At 62.1% G+C, this 24,085-nt stretch carries 23 protein-coding genes and 3 tRNA genes; 11 read left to right on the forward strand and 15 right to left on the reverse strand.

Annotated elements, in window-relative coordinates:
- The 3 genes from ASB58_RS00725 to ASB58_RS00735 form a co-directional block, all read left to right on the forward strand.
- On the forward strand, positions 1-477 hold a 477-nt coding region (locus ASB58_RS00725; RefSeq protein WP_202974573.1), incomplete at its 5' end, for a hypothetical protein.
- Positions 446-718 carry a hypothetical protein gene (locus ASB58_RS00730; protein ID WP_118129000.1) on the forward strand — a complete coding sequence of 91 codons (273 nt, stop codon included), beginning with the start codon at positions 446-448 and terminating at the stop codon, positions 716-718. The genes ASB58_RS00725 and ASB58_RS00730, both read left to right, overlap by 32 nt.
- The gene (locus tag ASB58_RS00735; RefSeq protein ID WP_202974574.1) at positions 715-1,890 is read left to right on the forward strand and encodes an AI-2E family transporter; all 1,176 of its coding nucleotides are present in this window, start codon (positions 715-717) and stop codon (positions 1,888-1,890) included. The genes ASB58_RS00730 and ASB58_RS00735 overlap by 4 nt, the downstream gene beginning before the upstream one ends.
- A 29-nt stretch (positions 1,891-1,919) precedes the next feature.
- Here the strand turns inward: ASB58_RS00735 and ASB58_RS00740 are convergent, their stop codons facing one another.
- On the reverse strand, positions 1,920-2,777 hold the full coding sequence (locus ASB58_RS00740; protein ID WP_118129960.1) for a DMT family transporter: 858 nt from the start codon (positions 2,775-2,777) through the stop codon (positions 1,920-1,922).
- Positions 2,778-2,868: 91 nt separating this feature from the next.
- Complete coding sequence (locus ASB58_RS00745; protein WP_181977843.1) at positions 2,869-3,606, reverse strand: helix-turn-helix domain-containing protein; 738 nt, start codon at positions 3,604-3,606, stop codon at positions 2,869-2,871.
- Positions 3,607-3,708: 102 nt separating this feature from the next.
- On the opposite strand from ASB58_RS00745, the gene ASB58_RS00750 reads away from it, so the two are divergent.
- On the forward strand, positions 3,709-5,205 hold the full coding sequence (locus tag ASB58_RS00750) for an HDOD domain-containing protein (RefSeq protein ID WP_118129002.1): 1,497 nt from the start codon (positions 3,709-3,711) through the stop codon (positions 5,203-5,205).
- A 56-nt stretch (positions 5,206-5,261) separates the two neighbouring features.
- Here the strand turns inward: ASB58_RS00750 and msrA are convergent, their stop codons facing one another.
- The gene (msrA, locus tag ASB58_RS00755) at positions 5,262-5,909 is read right to left on the reverse strand and encodes a peptide-methionine (S)-S-oxide reductase MsrA (protein ID WP_096003864.1); all 648 of its coding nucleotides are present in this window, start codon (positions 5,907-5,909) and stop codon (positions 5,262-5,264) included.
- Positions 5,910-5,927: 18 nt separating this feature from the next.
- Complete coding sequence (gene nudE / locus ASB58_RS00760; protein ID WP_096003865.1) at positions 5,928-6,494, reverse strand: ADP compounds hydrolase NudE; 567 nt, start codon at positions 6,492-6,494, stop codon at positions 5,928-5,930.
- 82 nt (positions 6,495-6,576) lie between these two features.
- Here nudE and yrfG point away from each other — a divergent pair, with 82 nt between their 5' ends.
- On the forward strand, positions 6,577-7,251 hold the full coding sequence (yrfG, locus tag ASB58_RS00765) for a GMP/IMP nucleotidase (RefSeq protein ID WP_118129003.1): 675 nt from the start codon (positions 6,577-6,579) through the stop codon (positions 7,249-7,251).
- Positions 7,252-7,412: 161 nt separating this feature from the next.
- Here yrfG and rimK read toward each other — a convergent pair whose 3' ends face one another.
- Positions 7,413-8,318 carry a 30S ribosomal protein S6--L-glutamate ligase gene (rimK, locus tag ASB58_RS00770; protein ID WP_096003867.1) on the reverse strand — a complete coding sequence of 302 codons (906 nt, stop codon included), beginning with the start codon at positions 8,316-8,318 and terminating at the stop codon, positions 7,413-7,415.
- Positions 8,319-8,362: 44 nt separating this feature from the next.
- The gene (gene rimB, locus ASB58_RS00775; RefSeq protein WP_096003868.1) at positions 8,363-8,824 is read right to left on the reverse strand and encodes a retropepsin-like aspartic endopeptidase RimB; all 462 of its coding nucleotides are present in this window, start codon (positions 8,822-8,824) and stop codon (positions 8,363-8,365) included.
- 102 nt (positions 8,825-8,926) lie between these two features.
- Here rimB and ASB58_RS00780 point away from each other — a divergent pair, with 102 nt between their 5' ends.
- The 6 genes from ASB58_RS00780 to ASB58_RS00805 all read left to right on the forward strand — a co-directional run bounded on the left by ASB58_RS00780 (position 8,927) and on the right by ASB58_RS00805 (position 12,400).
- Positions 8,927-9,334: an Hsp15 family ribosome-associated heat shock protein gene (locus ASB58_RS00780; RefSeq protein WP_118129004.1), complete on the forward strand. Its 408-nt coding sequence runs from the start codon at positions 8,927-8,929 to the stop codon at positions 9,332-9,334.
- Between the two features lie 33 nt (positions 9,335-9,367).
- Positions 9,368-10,249, forward strand: a complete 882-nt coding sequence (gene hslO / locus ASB58_RS00785) for an Hsp33 family molecular chaperone HslO (protein WP_096003870.1) — start codon at positions 9,368-9,370, stop codon at positions 10,247-10,249.
- Between the two features lie 159 nt (positions 10,250-10,408).
- On the forward strand, positions 10,409-11,956 hold the full coding sequence (locus ASB58_RS00790; protein WP_118129005.1) for a phosphoenolpyruvate carboxykinase: 1,548 nt from the start codon (positions 10,409-10,411) through the stop codon (positions 11,954-11,956).
- A 188-nt stretch (positions 11,957-12,144) separates the two neighbouring features.
- Positions 12,145-12,220: transfer RNA gene (locus ASB58_RS00795), tRNA-Asn, on the forward strand.
- A gap of 13 nt (positions 12,221-12,233) precedes the next feature.
- Positions 12,234-12,310: transfer RNA gene (locus ASB58_RS00800), tRNA-Pro, on the forward strand.
- A gap of 14 nt (positions 12,311-12,324) precedes the next feature.
- Positions 12,325-12,400, forward strand: a tRNA-Lys gene (locus ASB58_RS00805).
- Positions 12,401-12,813: 413 nt separating this feature from the next.
- On the opposite strand, the gene ASB58_RS00810 is transcribed toward ASB58_RS00805, so the two are convergent.
- The 9 genes from ASB58_RS00810 to ASB58_RS00850 form a co-directional block, all read right to left on the reverse strand.
- Entirely contained in the window at positions 12,814-13,623 is an 810-nt protein-coding gene (locus ASB58_RS00810) for a DUF2971 domain-containing protein (protein WP_181977844.1), read from the reverse strand.
- Positions 13,624-13,735: 112 nt separating this feature from the next.
- Positions 13,736-16,321 (reverse strand): discoidin domain-containing protein, encoded by a 2,586-nt coding sequence (locus tag ASB58_RS00815; protein ID WP_118129007.1) that lies wholly within the window; start codon positions 16,319-16,321, stop codon positions 13,736-13,738.
- Positions 16,308-16,523 (reverse strand): hypothetical protein, encoded by a 216-nt coding sequence (locus ASB58_RS00820; protein WP_118129008.1) that lies wholly within the window; start codon positions 16,521-16,523, stop codon positions 16,308-16,310. The genes ASB58_RS00815 and ASB58_RS00820 overlap by 14 nt, the downstream gene beginning before the upstream one ends.
- On the reverse strand, positions 16,520-16,750 hold the full coding sequence (locus ASB58_RS00825) for a hypothetical protein (RefSeq protein WP_096003275.1): 231 nt from the start codon (positions 16,748-16,750) through the stop codon (positions 16,520-16,522). Before ASB58_RS00825 ends, ASB58_RS00820 begins: the two co-directional genes overlap by 4 nt.
- Before the next feature lie 11 nt (positions 16,751-16,761).
- The gene (locus ASB58_RS00830) at positions 16,762-17,583 is read right to left on the reverse strand and encodes a phage/gene transfer agent baseplate hub protein (protein WP_118129009.1); all 822 of its coding nucleotides are present in this window, start codon (positions 17,581-17,583) and stop codon (positions 16,762-16,764) included.
- Positions 17,570-19,288: a hypothetical protein gene (locus tag ASB58_RS00835; protein WP_096003277.1), complete on the reverse strand. Its 1,719-nt coding sequence runs from the start codon at positions 19,286-19,288 to the stop codon at positions 17,570-17,572. Before ASB58_RS00835 ends, ASB58_RS00830 begins: the two co-directional genes overlap by 14 nt.
- A gap of 1 nt (position 19,289) precedes the next feature.
- A complete protein-coding gene (locus ASB58_RS00840) occupies positions 19,290-20,261 on the reverse strand; it encodes a hypothetical protein (RefSeq protein WP_118129010.1) in 972 nt (323 codons plus the stop codon).
- Positions 20,261-21,100, reverse strand: coding sequence for a hypothetical protein (locus tag ASB58_RS00845; RefSeq protein ID WP_118129011.1), 840 nt, complete (start codon positions 21,098-21,100; stop codon positions 20,261-20,263). Before ASB58_RS00845 ends, ASB58_RS00840 begins: the two co-directional genes overlap by 1 nt.
- Positions 21,101-23,800, reverse strand: coding sequence for a phage tail length tape measure family protein (locus tag ASB58_RS00850; RefSeq protein ID WP_118129012.1), 2,700 nt, complete (start codon positions 23,798-23,800; stop codon positions 21,101-21,103).
- Positions 23,801-24,085 lie beyond the last annotated feature (285 nt).

Consider the following 24,085-nt stretch of genomic DNA (forward strand, 5'->3'; position numbering starts at 1 on the left):
GAACAGCAATCCGAACAGCAATCCGAACAGCAATCCGAACAGCAATCCGAACAGCAATCCGAACAGCAAGCTGATCAGGAGGCTGTCAGCGAGGCGCTGGTGCAGCAGACGGCCGCTTGGTTGGAACAGATTGCCTCGGCCAGCGGCGAGCTGCTGCGTCTGTTCCGCCTGGAGTGGAAACTGACGCTGGGCGACGCCAAACGTGTGTTGCTGCTGGGTGTGATTTTGATTCCGCTGCTGTTGTTCGCCTGGTTGCTGCTCAGTGCGCTGCTGGGCTGGTGGGCATGGCAGGCCACGCAGTCGGTCAGCCTTGCTCTGCTCGCCGCGCTGGCTCTGCAGTTGCTGTGCGCCGGGCTGCTGGCCAGGCAGATCGGTATCTATCAACGGTCCCAGGGATTCCGCCGCACGCGCGCCCACCTGAAGCGACTCATGCAGGGAGCAGATGATGAAGCGAAAGCAACTGATCGACGAGATTGAGCAACTGGACAAGCAGTTGGCGCTGCGCCTGGACATCGTCGAGCTGAGTGGCGCGCTGGTGCGCCATCAGTTGCGCCAGGTAAACCCGGCTTTACTGGTAGGTGGCGGTGCCCTGGCCGGCGCGGCGACGCAGCGCCTGGGGTTGGGACGGACCTGGGGCATGGGCCTGACCGGCGTGCGTCTGTTGCCGGTGGCACAGAGCCTGCTGCCGCTGCTGCGCAACCTGGGGCTGGCGCTGTGACCGAGCAGACACCGCCGAGCGAGATCGAAGAAATTACCGGGCCCAGAGCCAAGATGCCGCCGGTACAGATGGCGCTCTACTGGCTGCTGGCGCTGGCCTGTCTGTACACCCTGTACCTGGCCAAGACGCTGTTGTTGCCGGTGCTGGTGGCGGCGTTGTTCGCCTTGTTGCTGAGCCCGCTGGTCGGGCTGTTCAAGCGTTTCCACATCCCGCGGACCCTGTCGGCGCTGGTGCTGCTGACGGCGATTGGCGTGCCGTTCACGGTGATGGGCATGCAGCTGTCCGAGCCGGCGGAGAAGTGGTTTCAACGCATTCCGGAGCTGTCTGCGCAGTTGACCGACGAACTGGATGAGTTCAGTCGCAGACTGTCCGTCAGCGAGTCTCCTGTCACGGTGACCGAGCCGGAAAAGGACAGCGGGTTTCGTTTTTTTGGTTGGTTTCGTGATGACCCGGAGCCACGCTCCGCCCCCTCGCCGACGCCCGCGCCGGTGGGGGACAGCGCCGTCTCGGACCGGCTGATGCAAGGTGGTGTCGAGCTGATGGTGCAGATGCTCGGCGCGACCCCTGCGGTACTGGCGCAGTTCTTCACCTTTCTGGTGCTGGTACTGTTCATGCTGATCTTCGGGCCGACCCTGTACAGCACCTTTATTCGGGTATTTCCGCAGATTCGTGACAAACAGGCGGCGACGGACCTGCTGGAGCAGGTGCAATATGAACTGTCGCGCTACATCCTGACGGTCAGCGTGATCAATACGCTGCTGGGTGTGGTGACCGGCTGTGTGCTGTTTTTCATGGGCGTGGAAGACGCGCTGCTGTGGGGCGTGATGGTCGCGTTGCTCAATTTCGCACCGTACGTCGGACCGGTCATTGGTATGGGGGTGCTCTGCCTGGCCGGCGTGGTGCAGTACGGTCCGGTGCTGGCGGCGCTGCTGCCCGCGCTGATTTATTTCTGCATCAATCTGGTCGAGGCGCAGTTTGTTACGCCGACCGTGCTGGGCCACAACATGCGTTTGCACCCGCTGGTGCTGATGCTGTGGCTGATTCTCTGGGGCTGGATGTGGGGTGTGGTCGGTGTACTGATCGCCGTGCCGCTATTGGTCTGCCTGAAGCTCGCGGCGGCGCGGCTACGGCTGTTCCCGCACTGGGTCAAACTGATCGAAAGCCCGATCTAGGCGTCATTGACACGCATTCGACGGGGCGCTCAGGCTGGCTTGGGCGCGCGTTGCACCAGCAGCACGGCGCTGATAATCAACGCGCCGCCCAGCAGCATGCGCAGGGTGGGCTGCTCGGCAAACAGCCACCAGGCGATGAGAATGCCGTAGACCGGCTCGAGCGCGAAGAACAGCGAGGCCACCCGGGCCTTCAGCACGCTCAGGCTGGAGACGAACAGCACATGCGCCAGTCCGGTACACAGAACCCCCAGCAGGCCGATCCACAGCCAGTCCAGTGGTGGCATCCGCCACATCGCGCCGGCGCCGAAGGGCAATACGCACGCCAGCACGACCAGATTCTGCCAGCAAGCAATCTGTACCGGATGCAGGTGGCCGCTGGTCAGGCGGTTGCCGACCGAGACGGCAGCAAAGCAGAAGCCCGAGAGGATCGCCCACAGCAGGCCGGTGGTGTTGCTGGCGGCCAGATCAAACTGCGGCGGAATCAGCAGCAGGCCGGCGCACACCAAAGCCACTTTCAGCAGGTCTGAGGCGCTGGGCTTCTCCCGCCAGAACACCGCCTCCAGTACCACCACAAAGGCCGGGAAGCTGGCAAAGCCGAGGGTGGCGATGCCGACGCCCGACAGCTTGATGGCGTGGAAAAAGGTCAGCCAGTGGATCGCCAGAAATACCCCGCACAGCAGCAGGCTGGCCAGACGCTTGCCGCTCAGTCCGGCAGCCAGCGGGGTGCGTGCCCACAGGGCGAACAGCACCAGTGCAGCGACTGCAAACACGGCGCGTCCCAGCACAATGGCGTCGGGTGAGGTGCTGGCCAGCTTGCCAAAGATGCCGGTCAGTCCGAACAGCAGGGCGGCAATATGCATGAACAGCAGTGCGCGGTTGTGGGTCAGGTCAGTCATGGCGCTCTCGGGGCAGGGTGAGGCGCCATCTTAGCGCTGCCGCCGCGCGCTGGCTGTTGCGCGCGTGTTGAATATTGTCGCCTTATTGCTGGCGTCGCAGCGCGCTGGGCGAGACCTGCCAGTGCCGGCGAAATGCCTGGCTGAAGGCGCTCTGGCTGGTATAGCCGCACTCGGCGGCGATACGCGAAAGGGGCAGGGCGCTGTGCAGCAGCCGCTGGCGTGCATACTGCAGGCGGCGCTGGCGCACGTATTCCAGCGGCGCGCAACCCAGCTCCTGCAGGCACCAGTGGTTGAGACGAGAGGCCGACAGGCCGGCAACGCGGGCCAGGTCCTGCACGCCCAGTGGGTGCGCCAGGTGCGCATCGATGTAGCGATTCAACCGTGCCAGCGGCAGGCGGCTGGGCGCGGCTGGCTGACCCAGCAGGGTGCTGACCAGCAGAGCGGCGCTGGTGTCGGCCAGGTGGGGCTGGCTGCGGATCAGCCCGGCCAGGCTGCGCACCAGGGCACCCTGTTCGCTACTGAGGGTCAGTAGCTGGTTGCCCTCCAGCAGTCGACGCTGGCGACTGCGGTCATGCTCAAGGCCGGCGAGCGGCGAGTCGCTGTCGATATCCAGCACCAGACAGTGGCCCTGATCAGGGCTGAAAAAGGCATGACGCTCGCCCGGCGCGATGATTGCCACGCTGCCGTGTTGCACGCGCCCGCCGCTTGCGCCGTACTCGAGTTCCAGGCTGCCCTGCAGGCCAAACACCAGCTGCGTCTGCAGCTCGTGGCTGTGCGCCGCGCTGGCGTCAGGGTAATGGTGAATGTCGAGTCGAGTCATGGGCATGCGGCCATTGTATCTGCCAGACAGGGATTTTTCAGCGTGCTGCGAGTGTGTCTCTGGCTGATGCTATAGTGCCACTAGATAAGTGGAGATAAGACGTTGGACAACAAAACCTTCGGGCTGCGGGCCTGGATGGATCAGCTCAATCGATCCGAGCTGCCGGCCATGGCGGTGGTGGTGCATGACTTGCTGCGTCTGGCGCAGTCCGAAACCGCGTCGGTCGGGCAGTTGACCGAGGTGCTGATGCGCGATGCCGCATTGGCCACCAAGGTGCTGCGGGTCAGCAACAGTGTCTACTGCAACCCGGGGCGCGAGGTGATCAAGACCCTGTCGCGGGCGGTGGTGGTGGTGGGCTTTGATCAGGTGCGCATGATCGGGCTTTCGGTCAGTCTGCTCGACGGTTTGCTGACACAGTCGCCCCGTGAGCAGCTGCAGGCGTTGCTGGCGCGCTCGTTTCATGGTGCGGTGCAGGCCCGCAACCTGGCCCAGTATTTGGACCAGCGGCAGCAGGAGGAGGTGTTTATCGCTACGCTGCTGAGCCATATCGGTGAGCTGGCGTTCTGGAGCCACGCGGGCAAGCAGGGCGATCGCCTGGCCGCCGCGTTGGCAGAACCCGGTGCCGAGCCGGAAAAGGTCCTGCGCCGCGAGCTGGGTGTCACCTTCGAGCAATTGACGGTGGGCCTGCTGAAGACCTGGAACATGGGCGAGATCGGCCAACTGGTGCAGGCCAGCCGCACCAGCGACGGTCCGGCGGCCAGAGCGGTTGCCCTGGGTAGTGAGCTGGCGGGGCGAGTGGCCAGCGCTGGCTGGACTGATGCCTCGGTGCAGGCACTGATCGAGCCGGTCGCCGAGCTGATCGGCACCGATGCCGAGCATGCCTGGCAGCAGCTGGTCAGCAGTGGTCAGGAGGCCGTGCGCGTGGCCGGTCATTGTTCCAACGCCGACCTGCAGCAGTGGATTCCGCGCGCCGATGACCTGCCGTTGGATCTGTCCGCACTGCTGCAGATGGAGGTGCTTCCTGAGCCTGAGCAAACGCCGTCGGAGCGAGCCCCGGAGCCCGAGCCAGAGACCCTGCTGCAGCCTAATCTGGAGCTATTCAAGCTGTCGGTCGACCACCTGAAGCTGATGGTGCGGGCGGTCATGGACGTCGACACCATCCTCAATACCCTCATGCAGGGGCTGCACCGGGGTGCCGGTATCGAGCGCGTGGCCTTGATGGTGCTGGCCGAGCAGAAAACCCAGTTTCGGGTCAGGGCCGCCATCGGCAAGGGGACGCAGCGCTGGCGTGACACCTTTGTGCTGCCCTGCAGTGGTCAACCACATGTGTTCTCCCACGCCCTTGAGCAGCGTGACTGCTTGCTGCTGGGCGGCGCCGAGCAGGGTGCGCTGACTGCGTTGCTGACAAAGGAGGTGGTGGCGCTGGTTGGCAGCGGCCCTTTGGTGATCGCGCCCGTGGTGGCCGGCAGCCGCCGGGTGGGTGTGTTGTATGGCGATATGCGCCTGTCGGGCCGCGAACTGGCGCAGCCCCAGCTGGCAGCCTTTGCCCGTATGGCCGAACTGACCGGGCAGTGTCTGCAACGCCTGAGTCAGCGCTAAGCCAGCACTGATTCACTCCGCGCCTGCGAGTGGAATTGTCCGGTGCTTCCCTTGCTTCAGCCCGGCAGGCAGACGCCGGTGCCGCCCAGTCCGCAGTAGCCGTTGGGGTTCTTGGCGAGGTACTGCTGGTGGTAATCCTCGGCGTAGTAGAAGGTCGGCGCCGGCTGTATCTCGGTCGTGATCTCGGCCTTGCCTGCCTGTTGCAGGGCATCGGCAAAAGTGGCTCGACTGGCCTCGGCAAAGGCGCGTTGCGACAGGTCGCTGACGTAAATGCCGGAGCGGTACTGGGTGCCCTGGTCGTTGCCCTGGCGCATGCCCTGGGTGGGATCATGGGACTCCCAGAACACCTTGAGCAGTTGCTGCAAGGGCACCTCATGCGGGTCGAATACCACCAGCACCACCTCGTTGTGCCCGGTCTTGCCGCTGCACACTTCCTCGTAGGTGGGGTTGGGCGTCAGGCCGGCGCAGTAACCCACGGCGGTGGTATAGACGCCGGGCACCTGCCAGAAACGCCGTTCAGCGCCCCAGAAGCAGCCCATGCCGAAGATGATCTGCTGCATGCCCTCGGGAAAGGGGCCGTGCAGCGGCGTTTTCAGCACGCTGTGATGGGTTTGGTTGGTGGCAAGCGGCGTGTCGCGGCCGGGCAGGGCTTCTTCTGCCGTGGGCAGACGCAGCTTGTGTTCGGGGATGCGTTGGAAAAACATCGGAACCTCCTGTGTGGCTCAGCGTTGCAGCTCGCCGCGTTGCTCCAGCAGATCACGCACCAGATAGAGCGCCGCCAGCGCCCGGCCCTCGGTAAAGTTGGGCCGCGCAGTGAGTTCGCTGAGCTGATACAAGTCGACCTGGTCGACGCGGATGGGCTCCGGTTCATCGCCCGGGAGCCGTTTTTCAAACAGGTTGCGCGCCAGCACCACGGCGATCTTCTGGCTCATGTAGCCGGGTGACAGCGACAGATGGGTCAGAAACTCCAGCTGCTGCGCACCAAAGCCGGCTTCCTCCATCAGCTCACGGTTTGCCGCATCGAGCACGTCCTCGCCGGGCTCGACCAGCCCCTTGGGTAGCGACAGCTGATAGTCGTCGGTGCCGCCGCAATATTCCTCGATCAGCAGGGCGGTGCGCGCATCCTGCATGGCGACCACCATCACCGCACCGTAACCCTGCCCCTTGTTGACCAGGCGTTCGTAGGTGCGTTCAACACCATTGCTGAAACGCAGCTGCACTTGCTCGACGGTGAACAGGCGGCTTTTGGCAACGATTTTGGCTTCCAGCGTTTGCGGCTTTTGCGGCATGGAGACTCCGTGGTGATAGGCCGGGGGCTTGGGTATCATAGCCGCACCCAAAGCACATTCCCAAGCCCAAGTCCGAGCCGCCATGCTGAACTGGAACATGATCGATACCGTCTTGCTGGATATGGACGGCACCCTGCTGGACCTGCACTTTGACAACCACTTCTGGCTGGAGCATATGCCCGCCTGCTACGCCCGCCATCACGGCCAGTCGGTCGCTTGGGCCAAGTCCGAGCTGTATCCGATGATGCAGGCGATTCAGGGGCAACTGGAGTGGTATTGCCTGGATTACTGGACCCGTGAACTGGGCTTGCCGATTGTCGAACTCAAGCGAGAGATTGCCCACCTGATCAGCCTGCGACCGGATGCCGATCTTTTTTTGCAGACGCTGCAGCAAACCGGGCGCGAAGTGGTGCTGATCACCAACGCCCACCGCGACTCGCTGTCGCTCAAGCTGGAACGGGTGGAGCTGCGCACCTGGATTCAGCGCCTGATCAGCTCCCATGATTACGGCTACCCCAAGGAATCGCAGGCGTTCTGGCATGCCCTGCAGGCGGACATGCCCTTTGACCCGGAGCGTACCCTGTTTATCGACGACAGCCTGAGCGTGCTGCGCTCAGCCCGTGACTACGGCATCGCCCACCTGCTCGCCGTACGCGAACCCGATAGTCGCGGCGCACGCCGTGACACGGAGGAGTTTGAGGCGGTAGAGGGTTATGCGGCGCTGGCCGCAGGGGTCATCCGCGCAAGCGCGGATTGAGCCACAAGCCTCAAGCAAAACCCGTGCGGTGTTGAATCGCGCGGGTTTGTATGGTTCTTTGCGCCATGACGAGAGCATGGTGCGGTAGGGCGGGCATAGCCAAAGGCGTGTCCGCCAAGGCTTTTAGCTTGCGGCTTGCAGCTTATGGCTTGCAGCTGCCGCTAACCCTTCCCCCTCGTCCGCGTCTGATTGGGCCGTGCGGTTTTCTCTATATAGTCGATGATCAGGCCGGCGACGTCCTTGCCGGTGGTGGCTTCGATGCCTTCGAGGCCGGGTGACGAGTTGACCTCCATCACCACCGGGCCGTGGTTGGAGCGCAGAATGTCCACACCGGCGACGTTCAGGCCCATGACCTTGGCCGCACGTACGGCGGTCATGCGCTCTTCCGGGGAAATCTTGATCAGGCTGGCGCTGCCGCCGCGGTGCAGGTTGGAGCGGAACTCGCCGGGCTTGGCCTGACGCTTCATGGCGGCAATCACCTTGTCACCCACCACCAGGCAACGAATATCGGCGCCGCCGGCCTCACGAATGTACTCCTGCACCATGATGTTGGCCTTCAGGCCCATGAAGGCTTCCAGCACCGATTCGGCGGCCTTCTCGGTTTCGCACAGCACAACGCCAATACCCTGGGTGCCCTCCAGCAGCTTGATCACCAGCGGCGCGCCGCCGACCATGCTGATCAGGTCAGGGATATCGTCGGGGGAGTGCGCAAAGCCGGTGACCGGCAGGCCGACCCCTTTGCGCGCCAGCAGCTGCAATGAACGCAGTTTGTCGCGCGAGCGGCTGATGGCGACGGACTCGTTCAGCGGGAACACGCCCATCATCTCGAACTGGCGCAGCACCGCCGTACCGTAGAAGGTGATGGAGGCGCCAATACGCGGAATGACCGCGTCGAAGCCCTCCAGCTCCTCGCCCTTGTAGTGAATCGACGGCTTGTGGCTGGCGATGTTCATATAGGCGCGCAGGGTGTCGATCACGCGTACCTCATGGCCGCGCTCGGTCGCGGCCTCGATCAGGCGACGGGTGGAATACAGCTTGGCGTTGCGCGACAGAATCGCAAGTTTCATGATACTTCCCTTGGCGCGGCTACGGCGGAATGAGGGGTAAGGGGTCAGCCGAGGTTGTCGGGCTGTGGTTTGTCCTGCACGAAACGCAGGCCCGGATTGATCACCAGTTGGCCATCCTGCATGGCGGTGCAGCCCAGCAGCATGCGATAGCGCATCGCCTTGCGGCAGGTCAGGGTGAAGTCGACCAGCCAGCTGCGGTCACCCAGCACCATGGAGGTGCGGATGACGAAGCGCTCTTGCATCTGGCCGTTGGAGCTCTTGATGCGCTTGAGATCGATCAGCAGGGCTTCGCAGGTGCGGGTTTTCTGCTTGCTGCGGCTGCCGACGTGGGCGTCAAAGCGGACCCAGTCCTGTCCATCGCGCTCAAAGGTGCAGATATTGCTGGCGTGCAGGGCTGAGGTCTTGGCACCGCTATCGACCTTGGCAATCATCTGACTGATGCCAAGGTCGGGCAGCGCGACCCACTCGCGCAGGCCGATCACGCTCAGATGATCAAAGGTTTTCACGCTGGATTCTCCAGGCCGCAGGCCGTTGGGCGCGCATCATGCGGCAACTCTGAAAATTCGACAAGCCTGTTATAGTGACGCGGCAAGAGGAGTACAGACCCTATGCAGGATGTTGGCAAGTTGCGCCTGGACAAGTGGCTCTGGGCGGCCCGTTTTTTCAAGACCCGTTCACTGGCCAAAAGCGCCATTGAAGGGGGTAAGGTGCACTGTGGCGGCGAGCGCTGCAAGGCCAGCAAGGAAATCCGTGTTGGCGATCAGCTGCAGATCCGGCAAGGCCTGGACCAGCGTAGCGTCGAAGTATTGCAGTTATCTGATCAGCGCCGTGGTGCACCGGAGGCTCAGTTGCTCTACCGCGAAAGCGCCGAGAGCATCGCTGCCCGTGAGGCGGCGGCTGCCCAACGCAAGGCGCAGGGCGCCGGCGGACTGATCAGCGATGGCCGACCCAGCAAGAAGCAACGGCGGCAGATCTTTCGTTTTCGCGATGAGCGTAATACACCGTCAGCGGACTGATTGGTTATAATCGCGGCTTTTTAAAGGTGCATCATGGCCGCTCAGGACATTACCCAGCGCTTTATCTTCGACAACGCCGATGTGCGCGGTGAGCTGGCGTCGCTCGACAGCAGCTATCGCGAGATCCTGGCCAAGCATGCCTACCCGCAGCCGGTGCAGGCGCTGCTCGGCGAAATGCTCGCTGCTGCCGTGCTGCTGTCGACCACCATCAAGTTCGATGGCTTGTTGATCCTGCAAGCGCGCTCCAGTGGCCCGCTGTCTACGCTGATGGTTGAGTGCTCCAGCGAGCAGGCTGTACGCGGCATTGCACGTTATGCCGATGACCTGCAGGGCGAGACGCTGAGTGAGCTGATGCCCGATGGCGTATTGGCGATTACCATCGACCCGACCAATGGTCAGCGCTATCAGGGGATCGTTCCTTTGGAAGGCGGTTCATTGGCCGCTGCGCTGGACAGCTATTTTGCCAACTCCGAGCAATTGCCCACCCGTTTCCGTCTACGGGCCGATGGTCGCGTGGCCCGGGGCTTCCTGCTGCAGGCGCTGCCGGCGGACCGCCAGCGCGATGTCCAGGAGCGTGAGGAAACCTGGCAGCGGCTGAATATCCTGGCCGACACGCTGACTGCCGAAGAGCTGATCAGCCTGGACAACCAGACGCTGCTGCATCGGCTGTACCACGAGGAAGAGGTGCGACTGTTTGACGCGCGCCCGGCCCGTTTTGAATGCAGTTGTTCGGCCGAGCGATCAGGCAATGCGCTGGTCAGCCTGGGGCGCGAGGATGTGCTGCAACTGCTGCAGGAGCAGGGCGGCGAGATCACCGTCGACTGTCAGTTCTGCAACAGCCGTTACCGTTACGATGAGGCGGCAGTGCAGGCGCTGTTCGATGCCGCCGCCGAGCACGCGCGCAGTCTGCACTGAGGCAGGCTGCGTCATTGTCTTTTTTTTGGCATAATGGCGCGCCTGCGCGCTAGCCAGCGCTGTATTCCATGGATGAAACCTAATTGAACCCCACAGACTTAGACCGAATTGGTCGGTCTTAGCGCTATATTCGGTCAAAGTCGAAGAGGACCCTGTTTGATGACGCAAGCTACCAACACCGTGTATACCGACCTCAGCGTCGCACATTTGATCGAGCTGGCCATTCAGCGCAACGAAGGCCAGCTGGCCGACACCGGCGCTCTGGTAGTCAAGACCGGCGAGCGCACTGGCCGTTCGCCGATGGACCGCTTCATCGTTGATGAGCCCTCCACCAGCGCTGCGATCGCCTGGGGCGCCGTCAACCGTCCTTTCCCGGCCGACAAATTCGATGGCCTGTGGGCCCGCGTTGCCGATTATCTGGGTAGCAAGGAAAGCTTTGTCTCCCACGTTCACGTTGGTGCCGACCCGCAGCACTACCTGCCGGTGGTGATGGAAACCGAGACCGCCTGGCACAACGTGTTTGGCCGTACCCTGTTCATCAATCCAGAGCAGTACAATCCGTCCGCCAAGGACGCCTGGCAGATCATGAACGCGCCTTACTTTGTCTGCGAGCCTGAGCGTGACGGCACCAACAGCGAAGGCTGTGTGATCATCAACTTTGCGCAGCGCAAGGTACTGCTGGCTGGCATGCAGTACGCCGGTGAAATGAAGAAGGCCATGTTCTCGGTGCAGAACTTCCTGCTGCCGGCCAAAGACGTGCTGCCGATGCACTGCGCTGCCAACGTGGGCGACGACGGTGACACCACCCTGTTCTTCGGTCTGTCCGGTACCGGCAAGACTACCCTGTCCGCCGATGAGGCGCGTAACCTGATCGGTGACGACGAGCACGGCTGGGCCGAAGGCTCTGTGTTCAACATCGAAGGTGGCTGCTACGCCAAGTGCATCGACCTGTCGCAGAAGAACGAGCCGGTTATCTGGAATGCGATCAAGTTTGGCTCCATCGTCGAAAACGTAGTGATCGACCCGCAGAGCCGTCACGCCGACTACACCGACGTCAGCCTGACCCAGAACACCCGCGCAGCCTACCCGCTGGAACACGTCGAGAAGCGCGTCGAGGCCAACCTGGCCGGCGAGCCGAACGCCATTATCTTCCTCACCTGCGACCTGACTGGCGTCCTGCCGCCGGTCTCCATCCTGAACAACGAGCAAGCTGCCTACCACTTCCTGTCCGGTTACACCGCACTGGTCGGTTCTACCGAGATGGGTTCTGGCGGCGGCATCAAGTCGACCTTCTCTACCTGCTTCGGCGCGCCGTTCTTCCCGCGTCCGGCCGGCGAGTATGCCGAGCTGCTGATCAAGCGCATCAACGCCTTCGGCAGCAAGGTCTACCTGGTCAACACCGGCTGGACCGGTGGCTCCTACGGCACCGGCAGCCGCTTCAGCATCCCGACGACCCGCGCGATTATCGCGGCGATTCAGTCTGGCGCGCTGATCGGTGTCGAGACCGAGCACCTGCCGGTTATCAACCTGGATGTGCCCAAGGCCGTTCCGGGCGTTGAAACCAAGCTGCTGAACCCGCGCAACACCTGGGCCAACGGCGCAGACTACGATCAGGCGGCGCAGGATCTGGCCAAGCTGTTTGTCGAGAACTTCAAGAAGTTTGAGGTTTCCGACGCCATCGTTGCAGCAGGTCCGCAACTGGCCTGAGCCGTTAATCCGCTGCTCTGACGAAACCCGCCTGCTGGCGGGTTTCGTGTTTCTGGGCGACAGGCATAGAACATTGAAATAAAAGAGATAAAAAGGGTTGACACTCCAGCGCTGGCCGGTAAAATGGCGCGCCTCAGCAGGGGATATGTGTACCAACCACTGCCTTTGTTGAGGTGTTTCAAGGCCGGTCCGCGATAGCTCAGTTGGTAGAGCAAATGACTGTTAATCATTGGGTCCCAGGTTCGAGTCCTGGTCGCGGAGCCAACTTGAAATAGTACGGGGTATAGCGCAGCCTGGTAGCGCGCCTGCTTTGGGAGCAGGATGTCGAGAGTTCGAATCCCTCTACCCCGACCAGTTTTTTTGAGCATGGGTCGTTAGCTCAGTTGGTAGAGCAGTTGGCTTTTAACCAATTGGTCGTAGGTTCGAATCCTACACGACCCACCACTCAAAACCTTCCTAGCATAACCTTTCCTTTATATCTGAATTAATTCTCCTGGCCTGCCTTGTGCTGGTTTTCTGCGTTTCTGGCTGGCGTGTGGGCACGGCATCTAGTGTGTCCGCAGCCTGGCTTGCTGGCTCAACACGCGTCGCTAAATGTCGGGCATGGACTGGCGGGGCTTTGCCAGGGTTAGCCCCAGCAGCACTTAGAGCGCTCTCCGTATTGCTAGGCACCTCCGGAAGAGGGCAGCCCGGGGTAATCGTGTTGTCGGAACATCGGACGCTGAGCGCTATCAAACTCCGTCACTTCTTGCATTGTGCTGTTACTGGGTCAGTCTTTTGTAGCGCCGCGCGATATTTGAGTTAGTGAAGCGCGATATTTTGACGGATTGCTCTCTTGCGCTCTGCGCAAAGAAATTTCAACTTGGCGGGTTGAGCTTAGGGTCAGGATGCCCAGGTATATATACTTCATAGGTGCTACCTGACAGCTGGGCCCGATAGAGTGGGATTTCCTTGCCGGTATCCTGTTCCGCTTTGGTGACCGCCAGTTTGAGTTTCTCGAACATCTCATCGCTCATTCTCGCGCCGGCGGTCACAGAGTTCAGGAACAGCTGTCGAGAATAAGGGTGAATACCAGGACCGCGCCTTACATCCAGAGTGCGCTCCTCCTCTTCATACTCCCAGTCGCGACTCTTGGTCAGGAACACATCTTCAAAGTCGGGCTTCACCGCACCCCACTCCAGCTTGGGTCTCTCGTCCGCATACCTGACCGGAAGAGGCATAAACTCGGTTAGATCCAGATACGGTGCATCCATACTGATACTGAACTCCACCAAAAAGCCTGTATGGTTCTTTGCGTAGTGGGCCCACATTAGCTGGCTTGAAGGATTGCGGCTGAGGCAAAAGATACCCGCTTGGGCCCCAAGCTGTTCTGTCCATGCGCCTGAATCGACGGCCCGCAATATGTTGGCAACCCACTTTCCTTTCTGTTGGATGCGCTTTGCTGGGCTCAAACCTTTGGAATCACCAACTCTCTTTACCAAGTCCGGCCGCCGCCTAAAAATATCGGTCATGCTTTCCCTGTCATAAGCAGGAGAACAGTCAAACGGATCATTAAAATCCGAGGGCCGCGAAAAGCTAAGCGTGCCCTCGGTGATGATCTTGAGATTGTCGTCAGTCATTTCCCTGTATTTATAGCGATACAGGACATCCGCATTGTCGTCTTCCATCCATTTCTCCATTCCGGTGCCATACGAGCGCCAGATTAGCCCAGTAGGCTTCGCGCTAACATACCAACTGAAGACGACTACGCCTGAATGGTCGCCCGTCTTCATTGCGTGCTCACAGCGTGTATGTCCTCTCCTCACCAGACGCCCAGGCTGTCTGATCTGTAACCACGTGGGCATCAGACCAGACCACACCATCGTCCGAGTACTGCAGTACCCACGCCTTCGGCGTTCTCAATCCCCACGCGGCAGCGCCTAACACCTGAACCGAGTAGCTAGCCAACTCAACAGCGACAGGCATTTCATAGCTGAGCCAAATAGGCAGCGGGGTGCCGTTCTGCGACACAAACCGTGTCGACGTTTCGCCGTCGAATGCTGCGGCGGGCAGGTAAGGTGCGCCGGCCGTTGAACTTGCCGCCGCAGTGCCACCTACGGCCATGTTCGTATCCGACGCGTCCAGCAGCTTCAGCTCGGCGATAGCCAAGTAAAAGTCCGTCGCACCGTTGTTCTCAGTCACGTACAGGCGCCAGAACTGATGCGCACCGACGCCTGCGGGCGGGGCAAGAGCGACGCGGTGGGTGTGGCGCTGGGGGCTTTCAAGGCCTTCCCGTACTGACCACAGCTCGATATCGACATCCACGCCCTGGTACTCGGTTGACAGCGTCAGCTCTGTGCCGGCAACGCCGGATGCAGAGTCCAGCACCGTTGCCGTGTCCGCCAGCAGCATTCGCGCGCTGTAGGTTGTGCCAGGCTCCGGCCCAACAGTACCAAACGCGGTATCGATCAACTGATCTGCTTGCATCAGCCGGTCTCTGTGCGCCCAGCTCAGCACCAGCTCGCTGCCGGTCTCGACTGGGTATGCCTCGCCGTTGATCAGGAACTGGCCCGGCGGATACGGCCGCCCTTGGCGCGCCTGCAGGGTCTGTGTGAGTGTGCCGGCCAGCTCTGGGGCCAGGCGGCCGCTTGATGTGTTGGTCAGCAGCTGCGCCTGCATCGTCGTGCCCAGGGAATAGGCGGTTTCGTCGAGGCCGGTCCAGTCCTCATAGAACCAGATCCGGGTGCCGGCATCATGGTCAGCGGGTACCGTGTCAACGCAGCCGCGTGCGATGGTGACTGCACCTGTCTCCGTGTCGATGGCGTCGATGCGCACAATCTCGTCGCCCAGTAGCGCAGCGGTACCGACTGTGACGTCGTCAAGGCGGGTGGCGCTGTTGAGGGTGATCTCGCCGGCCAACTTGTCGATCGCCGCTGCGAGAACGCCGGAGGGGCACCAATCTGCGATGCCCTGGTTGATGAACTCGCCGCTGCCGCCCACGCGGGTGGTCAGGCTGTAGTTGAGAGACATCATCGACGGTGCGCTGGCTAGGCTGCCGAGGTAGGCGGCGGATACATCAATCAGTTGCAGGTTGGCCGGGTCAACACGCTGAACCAGGTCGCGCCATGTGGCCTCCATCAGTTGACTGATGACAACAGGTTGTGGCGTGCGATCGGGCGGCTGCCAACCTGCCGGCGGCACTCCAACAAAGGAGCTGGTGGGCAGGCCGAACAGATCCTGCACCACGGTGACGGTAATACGGCCATTGGTGAGCAGCCCGTCCTCAATCTTACCTACGCGCACAACCACCTGCTCGATGCCACGGCGCAGCGAGCGGATGCGGATTGGGTCGCCCAGGTTCAGATCGCGGCCGCGGCGGTCGAGCACGACCTTGAAGCGGCGCAGCCCCCCGGTTTCAATGCGCATGTCGCGCTCCAACAACCGGCCAGCAATCTCGGCTGTTGGCGCGCCGAGGTAATCGACCGTTTTGGGCGCGCGCTTGCCACGCGCGGATATGGCGGCGTTGACGCCGCGTACGGTCTTCTTTTCACCATCGATCGCATCGATGTAATTGACCAACATCGCCGACGGCATGTCGTCGACCGACGGGGCTTCATTCTCCAGCACTTCAAGCAGCCCGCTGTCCTCATCAAACAGTGGCAGCTCGGCAGGGTCGTAGTCATCCCGTAGAAGGCGGATGCTGCACAGTCCGGTTGTGCGGTGGTTAAACACCTCGGCGCCAACATGCGACTCAATAACGTCAGTGAACGCCTTGAAGGTATCGCCACGGTGCCACTCGATGCACAGCCCAAGCCCCTCGGCGTAGCAGGTATCGGCAGCCGCTCGCCAGGCCGCATCGTCCATGATTGACCGGCTCCAACCTCGGAACAGCCGACTAGTGCGGATCTGATACAGGATATGCACCGGGTTCATGGCCTTGATTTCGCCATCGGCCAGCCAGATGAACTGCTTTTCCGGGTACCAGGGCGCCTCCTGGCCCCATAGCCGGTTGCCGCCTCGACGCAGCACCTCCCATGGCTTTGGGTACGGGTTGCCTGTCGTAATCAGGCCACTATAAAACGCCGAGGTGAACCCTCTGAAGGCAGGCGCCACTCCGCCCAGCATTGCGGCCAGCTTGGGCAGGACGCCCTGGGTTTCTTCGCCGAACAACACGTCCATCCGGCCCTGCAGGCCGCCTTCACCTTCATCGCCGCCAAACAGCTCTGGCGCGTTGATAAATATCTGGCCGTTATCGGTGATTGAGCCGCGCCACGCCCGCTTGTCGCTCGCGCGGATCTCCACCAGCTCATCAAGCGGCAGTCCCAGCCCCATGTGAATGTCAAAGTAGTACCGGGTAACCTTCGGCTTGCTGCTACTGCTGCCCATGGAGTGCCTCCGCGTGTTCCACCAGGTGCAAAGCCAACGCGTCGCCGGTTGCGCGCAGCTGCTCGCTGTCGATGCCTGAACGGAGAAACGCCAGCCAGTCCAGTCCATGGCGTGCGAAGAACGCGCGGCTCTGGCTATGGCAGTAGCCTTGGCGGCCGTTCCAGGTAGGTACCGAGTGCAGGTGGTCGATAGTGATGATCACTTTTTGCCCCCGCCAATCTTCACTCGCCGCGTGCGGTAGTTACCGACTGTCAGGCACATCCAGCTTTTGCTCCAGCACTGACCGAACACGGCCGTTTTTGGCTCACCCTCTTCAAACAGGGGGAAGTCAAAGTCCTCAAATGCCGCCGGCTTCTGCTGCGGCGGTTTGGGCGCGAGCGCAACCGATAGGACGTAGGACGCAACCATAATTGCGATTTGGACCCACATAGCAGTACTCCTTACCAGACGGCGTTGCCATCGAATGGACTGCGGCGCTCCAGATCAGGAATGCCGCGAAACCGGTCACTGTTTGCATACTTATCGGTGCAGGTGCCGAACAGAAAGTCGCAGCCAGGCAGCACTCGCAGTGTTGCCGATGCCGGAATACCGGCGGTGCCGCCCAGCAACCGCAACTCGGTACCCACATGCCGATCGATGTGCCGGCGGTCGTACTCCCCTGAGCCAATCGGCCACTCAACCCACCCGGCCATAAACCAGCCGTCCGGGTACCCGGCAGCCGCAGCGCACTGAACAGCCGCCCCATCCATGGACTGAATGGTCATCGAAACCCGGTGGGCGGTCAGATCCACGCCGCAGCGCTCGTCACCCAGGGTTGCCGTGCAAAACTGGGAATACGCATCATCCAGGCCAGGCTGGCCCATCTCGGCATCACGGCTGACGCAAGTAATGCGGCAACGATCCAGCGCTGGCCAGTTCACAGACTGGATGCGCCCGGCCCACCTCAAACGGGGGTCGTTGTCGCCGTAGTGCATGTCAAATACAGTCAGTTCTATCTGATCGCTTGGGCAGCCTGTGCGCCACGGCTGCGCGACCTCAATGTCTGCCGGCGCAGTCACAACGAACTTGTCAGCAGTAGCATCGCCAGTGAACTTGGCACCGGCATCGGTCACGCCGCCGCTGAGCGAGCGATAGACCTCCGAGCCAACTGTGATATCGCGGTCTGCGCTGCAGTACAGCCAGCGCAGCACGCCTCGGCTGAATCGATACAGGGCCACAGGCTGGGCGGCATCAATAGACTGTTCGTAGCTATTGAAGGTCATCGTCGCGCACCCCTCTGAATGTCACCTGTGCAGCGGCGGCACCCTCGCTGTCGGTTATGTGATCTAGCGTCACTCGGTCAGCGCTGCCTCGTGACAACACCAGCCAGCAGACGCGAGCGATCGCCGAAGGGGCCACGGTAACGCCCAGCGCCGAGTCAATGGCGAGTCGCTCGACCTCTGCATCAATCTCGCTGGCACCGGTGATGCGGCGATATAGCACCTGGCCGTCTACCAGCTCGATGCGGATATCCCGCCGTCCCACGCGCTGCAGACCAAACCGGCTGTAACCTACGTTGGCAACGTCGATGGTCAGCGAGGTATCGGTCGTTGCTGCAACAACGGTCAGGTCATCGGCGTGGGTCGGTACCCATACCGCCCGCTGCCGGCCGCGCAGGTAGTAGAGCAGCGAGCGCAGCCAGGCGCGCTCGGCGCGCCCTAGATCCACCCAGCGCCAGTCGGTGATTGGCATCGCGCGTCCGGCGACGTCGGTTACCAGCGGCAGAGCGGTACGGCTGTCCAGTGTCAGCAGCAGGCGCTCAAACTGATGCGTCAGATCCTCGGTCTCGTCCGGCCGCAGCTCAAGCACCGGCCAGCCCCGGTAGGCCGGCAACTCCGCGACGTCGAGCGCTGGCCAGTCACATGCCTCCATCACTTGAAACGTCACGTCCGCCTGCATCAGTTGGTCAGTCAAGCGCACCAGGTCAGGCTGCTGCATCAACTGGGCTGTGCGAACAGGATAAAGCCGGGTGCCCACCGGCCAGGCCTGCAGGGTTGGTCGCTTCAGGGTGAGCCCGCCAGCGTCTACTGAATCAATCTCCACCACCTCAGAATGAAACGCCGTTTCAGCGCGCAGCATCGCCAGGCCACCCGCGCGAAAATCCAGATATTCAGTAGCGCAGGGAATACTCAGCGACTCTGCCGGCACATCTACGCCCAGCCGTTGGATATCCGGCCAGATGGGCAGCGCCCAGATCCTGCTGCCCCAGCCAAACAGCGCCAGGTCCAGCAGCTGGCGCTCGCGGCCTTCCACGTACATAGGCGCGCTCAGTTCACGGCGCGGGGCCGTGCGCAGCGCGCGGCGCTGCTCGGCCTGGCTTTCTGATGCCAGCACATCGGTCAGCCACTCCAGCTGCTCCTGCACCCCCTGACCCCAATCAGGTGCAAACGCCCAGGCAATGATGCGGTTGGCGGTGATACGCAGGCCGGGCTGCTCTCCGTTGGCAAATACCCAGCTCAGCAGCGTGTCGAGCACTGGCTGCCCATCTGGGGTGACTGATACTTGGTATTCGCGCTCCTGCAGGGCGGTGAACAGCAGCGGCGGTGCGGGCTGACCAGAGACGTCCAGCCCCTCGTCCAGCCCGCCGATTTCGCTCAGCGACTGCGGTACCAGGTGCGCGTTCCAGATGAAAACCGACATGGTCTGGGTGGATGCTACGTTGCCTAGGTCCAGCTGCTGCGGGCTGCTGTGAACGCGGTGGTAATAGTCGTCCGAGAAACGGCGCTGTAGCTGGCCACCAAGCACCCTCTGCTGCGGCGCGCTAACCGGCAGTTGACGGGTGAGCGGCTGGGCAGGCCGGCGCTGCATGGCCGACTCGGCCGGCGGCCAGCCGACGATAGCATCGGGGTCCAGGCTGTCCACATCCCCGCTGATATAGGGATTGTCTGAGAGCGCCAGACCTTGAGGAACCCATCCAGTCAGCAGCATGTCATGGCCCGTCGTATCTGATGGCCATACCGAATGCACCGGTGTGCGCCTCGTTGGTTACCGAGGTCACGCCGGGCACCCGGCGATAAAACGGGTAAACGCGCCATTGCTCGCCGCCCATCGCGATGATCTGGCCGGCCTCCAGATTGTCGACGCGCACGTAGCGGGCATGCGCCAGGTCTGCAACCTTCGATACCTTGCTCTCTGCTCTGACCAGCACTGGCTGGATCGGTAGCAGCGCTGCCTGCTGATTCCAGCCAACGCTACGCAATAGCAGCGGGCTCAGGGGCACGTTTGCGTGAATGGTGTTGATCAAACTGTACGAGCTGCTGTTCGCGCTGGGCCACGGCCACAGATTGCCGTCAAAACCGCTGCAGACGGCGTGATTCTGACTGTCTGCGCTCTGGCTTCCTCCACTGCCGCTGCCGTTGCTATTCCATAGCAGACCTGCAGAGGTCTGAGAGTCAGAGGTATGATCGGTGCCCCGAGTGCCGCCGCCGCCCAAGTCAGTAATCCGAATGCCCTCACCAGTTGGCCCACGCAAGCGCCGGCTGATTGCCGATAGCCACAGCCCTGACCCTGGCAGGTCGAGTGTTGACACCCCAAACGCGCACCATAGGTAGTAGTCCACGCTGTAGCGCACGACGAAATACACCTCGTCCGGGTCGGAGTGGATATGCACGTAATAATCGACGGGCCAAACCACCTGGTTGAGCAACCGGCTGGGGCAGCCGAGGCGCGGCATCTGGGGGGATGGGTCAGTCAATACCGCGGCGGCTTGGCCGGTGCCGCCCTGCAGCAAAATACCTTCACCCTCCGAAAACGTCTCCGGGCTGCGCACCCATAGCTTCACGAATGCCGTGCCTTTGCTCAGGATGCCGTCATTCCACGCCCAGCCCTCGTCGGTACAAGCGGACACCAAGGCACTCAAAAGGTCGCCCCATGAGGCTGCGCTGCCGTTCACGTAAGCCATTAGCTATCCATCCTCAATGCGACGTAGTCGTTGAACCCGGTGCGCCAGGCGTCCTGCAGCACCACCCATGTCTCGCCGCCAATCACGAGGGTGTTTTCGGTTGCGTTGTTGAACCCGGTGATGTGGGCAACGCCATCCAGCTCACCCAAATCACCCAAGGTGCCTGAACTCAGCGCGATGGTGTTCAGCGCATAGTTGCCATTGGAATCGCGCTCTTGCGTTGTTGCACCGGCAAGCCACGGGTTTGCATACGGCCAGCAGTCGGGCTGGTGCCACACGCCATCGTTGAACAGCGCCCGCATGTTGGCCCCGCCTCTGAACGGCATCGAATGACCGGTATCAGAAAACCGGGTCGCCGGGGTGCCGTTCAGCATGCCGCCTACCGCTAGTGGATAGGGGTACTGGCTCGGCCTGGCATAGGGTAAGTACTTGCCGGCATAGCCCAGCTCATAAACCGGCGTCCCCACCTTCATGCCCAGCGCAATGCGTTGCGGGTTTAGGGTCAGCCAGTAGTCAACACGCTGGTTGTGGCAGGGAATGCCAGAGAGCATCGCCCCCGGCTGGCTATCAAACGGGTTACCCGGCACGTAGCCGGTGAAGCCGGCCGCGCACAGGTTGTAGTAGTCAGCGGCTGCATTCTGGTAGGTACGAAACCCGACGAATATCTCCTCTTCGCCGCTGTAGCCAGCACCCTTGAGAATAAGCTCGCGGTTATCCGGCGCGGTGTCGTAGCGCAGCACCGTCCAGCCGTTGTCTGCAGCAAAGTCGCGGATCTGCTCCAGCATCGCGTAGTGCGCAAGCTGGCTGGTGTTATCGACGTATCCGATATCGTGTGGCATTTAAAGCTCCAGTAGCTGGCGAATGGTGGCCTTGTCTTCCTGCACGACGCTGAGGAACTTCTCGCGGCCCTGACGGCTCCATGCGCCATTGACGATGAACTGCTCCGGCACCCCGACGAATACGTCGACGTTGTTCTGCAGCTGCGTGCCCTCGGCTCGGCCTGTCTCGGCAAGCTGGCCCGCGTTCATGACGGGCGACGGCATGGCAGGCGCCGGCACTCCGGCCAAGCCGCCGGTAGCCTGGCCGACCGCAAAGTGGTCATGTAGCGCTGCCCAGCCTCGGGCGTTGATGTCTTCCAGCAGCGGCAGCATGCCGGGTTGGTTCACCACGGCAGCGCGGGTAACAAACTCTTCATTTGAGAGCCATGTAGCGATGCTGTCGCTGGTGCCGGTACCGGGGCCGAGCACCTGGCCACCGGCCGCGCGCATCTTGCCGACCTTAACCAGAGAGCCTGCCGCTCCCGCGCCGCCCAGCCCACCGCCGAATGACGAAAACAACGCGCCCATCGCTGCGTTGGCCAGCTGGTTGGCAGCCATCTGCGCCATGGCCTGGATGACTGTCTGAGCCAGGGACTGAATCGCGCTGCGCAGATTCATGGTGCCGGTGGCCAGCCCGGTCAGTGCGTTGGCCAGGCCGTCCTCAAGTCCGCCGCGCAGCGTCTCAACCAGCAGGCTGGTGGTGGACTGCAGGCGGATCATCTGGTTATCAATCTCGGCGAGCACGGCAGTGGCCGCCTCACCAATTGCACCGGGCATGCTCGCCATGTCGTCCAGCATCGGCCGGATGCGCTCCAGCTCGTCAGCGGTAGCGCGGTGCAATTCCAGCAGCTGCTCGCGGGCTGCGACCTCAGACAGCAGTCCCGCGTCCTGCTGCACGTTGATGGATTGCTCGCCGCGCTGTTGGCGGGCGAGTACCTCATCGATCTCGCGCTCGAACTCATCCAGTTGAGTCCGCGCCGCCTCGACGTTGATCAGCTCATTGACGATATCGACGCCAACGCCCTCGCTGTGCTCATTGAGGCTCTTGATCAACGCCCCGAAGCGCTGCTCCATCTCTAACGCCAGCGCGTCAGACTCTTTGCCTTGGGCGCGTAGCAGTTGCACCTGCAGGCCGGCCACAGTTACCGCATCTGCTGCCACGATCTGGCGCTTTTCCTCGGCAGCCAGTAGCGCCGCAGCGGCCTGCGCGCGCTCCAGCAGCGCACCGGCCAGGCCCTTCTCGGCGATCTCAGCTTCGCGGGTCTTGGTCGTGTTCAGGCCGATCAGCGATGCCTGGCGCTCAAGATTGGTGACAAAGCTGAGCTGTGCGCTGGCCAGCTTCTCGGTAGCCTTGCGCTGCGCATCGGACGCTGTGGCGTTGGCCTTGGCCTGGTCAAGCTGGCGGGCTTGAGTTAGCAGCAGCTCTTGATGCTCGGGGATCAGATCGCCCAGCTCGCCAGACTCGATGGCGTAGCGGGTTTTGGCTTCTTCGGTGATCAGGCCGATGGTCTCGGCCTGCTTTTTGAGGGTATCCAGCAGCTTCTGGGCGTCGGCGTTCAGCACCGGGTCTTGAGACTGTTCGGCTGGAGCGCTCGACGGTGTGTCGCTCGCGGCGCCAGAGGAGTCTAGCTGCCCACGCGCAGCCAAAATCAGATCCCGCTCTGCGACCAGCTGCTCGCGAATGGCGCGCAGCTCCTCTTCTGACGTGAATAGATAGCCGACCTTTGTGCTCAGCCCACCTTTCAACGAGGCATCAACGTCCTTGATTTCTTGGTTCAGCCTATCGAGCGGGTCCAGGTTGCCGGTGACGTTGGCTGCATTGATAGCAAGCCAGTTGCCCAGCCCCGCGAACTCAGTCGTCGCCCCTGCGGCTGCGCTGGTCAGGCGTGCGACCAGGGCGATCAGGGTATTAAAGGCTTCTTTGGTCTGAGGGTCGCTTAGCACCTCCGTCAGACTTTCAATTTCAGTCCGTGCTGCAACCAGGCCGGGGCTGCTGGGGTCGCCCTCCAGCAGGTCCCCGAATGCGTTCTGCAGCGCCTGAATCGAGCCGCCGAACGTGTCGCGCGCGGCACGGGCCGAACCGCCCATCTGGGTCTCCAGCTCGCTCAGGATTAACCGCTGTGCGTCGGCTTGCCGACCGGTCTCAACCAGCTCTTTGATCAGCTCCTTCTGGTCTTCGGTGAACTGAATGCCTGCGCGTGACAGCGCGGTGATGCCCTGAACAGGGTCATTAAGGGCCTTGCCCACTTGAATGGCGGCCGACTTGAGGTCTTGCTCCATGGCGACACTCATGTCGAGCACCGCCTCAAGCGCGCGGGGGAAAACGTCACCGCCAATCTTAGTAAAGGTCAGCAGCAGCGCCTGCGCCGGAATGACCGCTTCGTCGCCGTAGGTAGTCACCTGTTGCATCACGCTGGCCATGGACAACAGTTCGTCGCGGGTCAGCCCAACAGCCCCCTGCGTTGACCGCAAGCGCTGTTCGAGTTGCGCCGTCACACGCTCTTGCTCTCTGGTAGCGCTAATCACCGCGCTGTAAAGCGCGCCTCCAGCGAGCGCTGCGCCAATCTTGCCGATAACCGAGCTAATGCGCTCCATGTCTCGGCTGGCTTTCTCCGACTTATCTCCCAAGGTTTCAACGTCGCCGCCGAGCGCACGCACGTCATTGCGGGCCTGATTCATGTCAGACCGGATGCGCATCGCCAGTTCGAGTTTTCTGCTCATGGAGTGCCTGATTACCTGAGGGATTCAGGTTCAGGGTGCCCGGTTGCTCGCTGTGAGTAATTTGAACAAGGGCAAAAAGAAAACGCCCTGGTGCTGGGGGGCACTCAGGGCGCTGAAGGCTTCCTTTGGGTCGGACGCAGCGGCGTCCTGCCGCCTCCCTGGGCCATGCCTACCGCAACAACTTCTGTAGGTGGTCAGCGGCTTTCTTGCCGCCGCCGACAGCCAGGCTCATGTCCTGCATTCGGCCTGCGCGGTCTAGCCGGTCAACGGCCAGGGCGCGCTCGT

Source organism: Pseudomonas abyssi (assembly GCF_003444685.1).
GTDB lineage: Bacteria > Pseudomonadota > Gammaproteobacteria > Pseudomonadales > Pseudomonadaceae > Halopseudomonas > Halopseudomonas abyssi.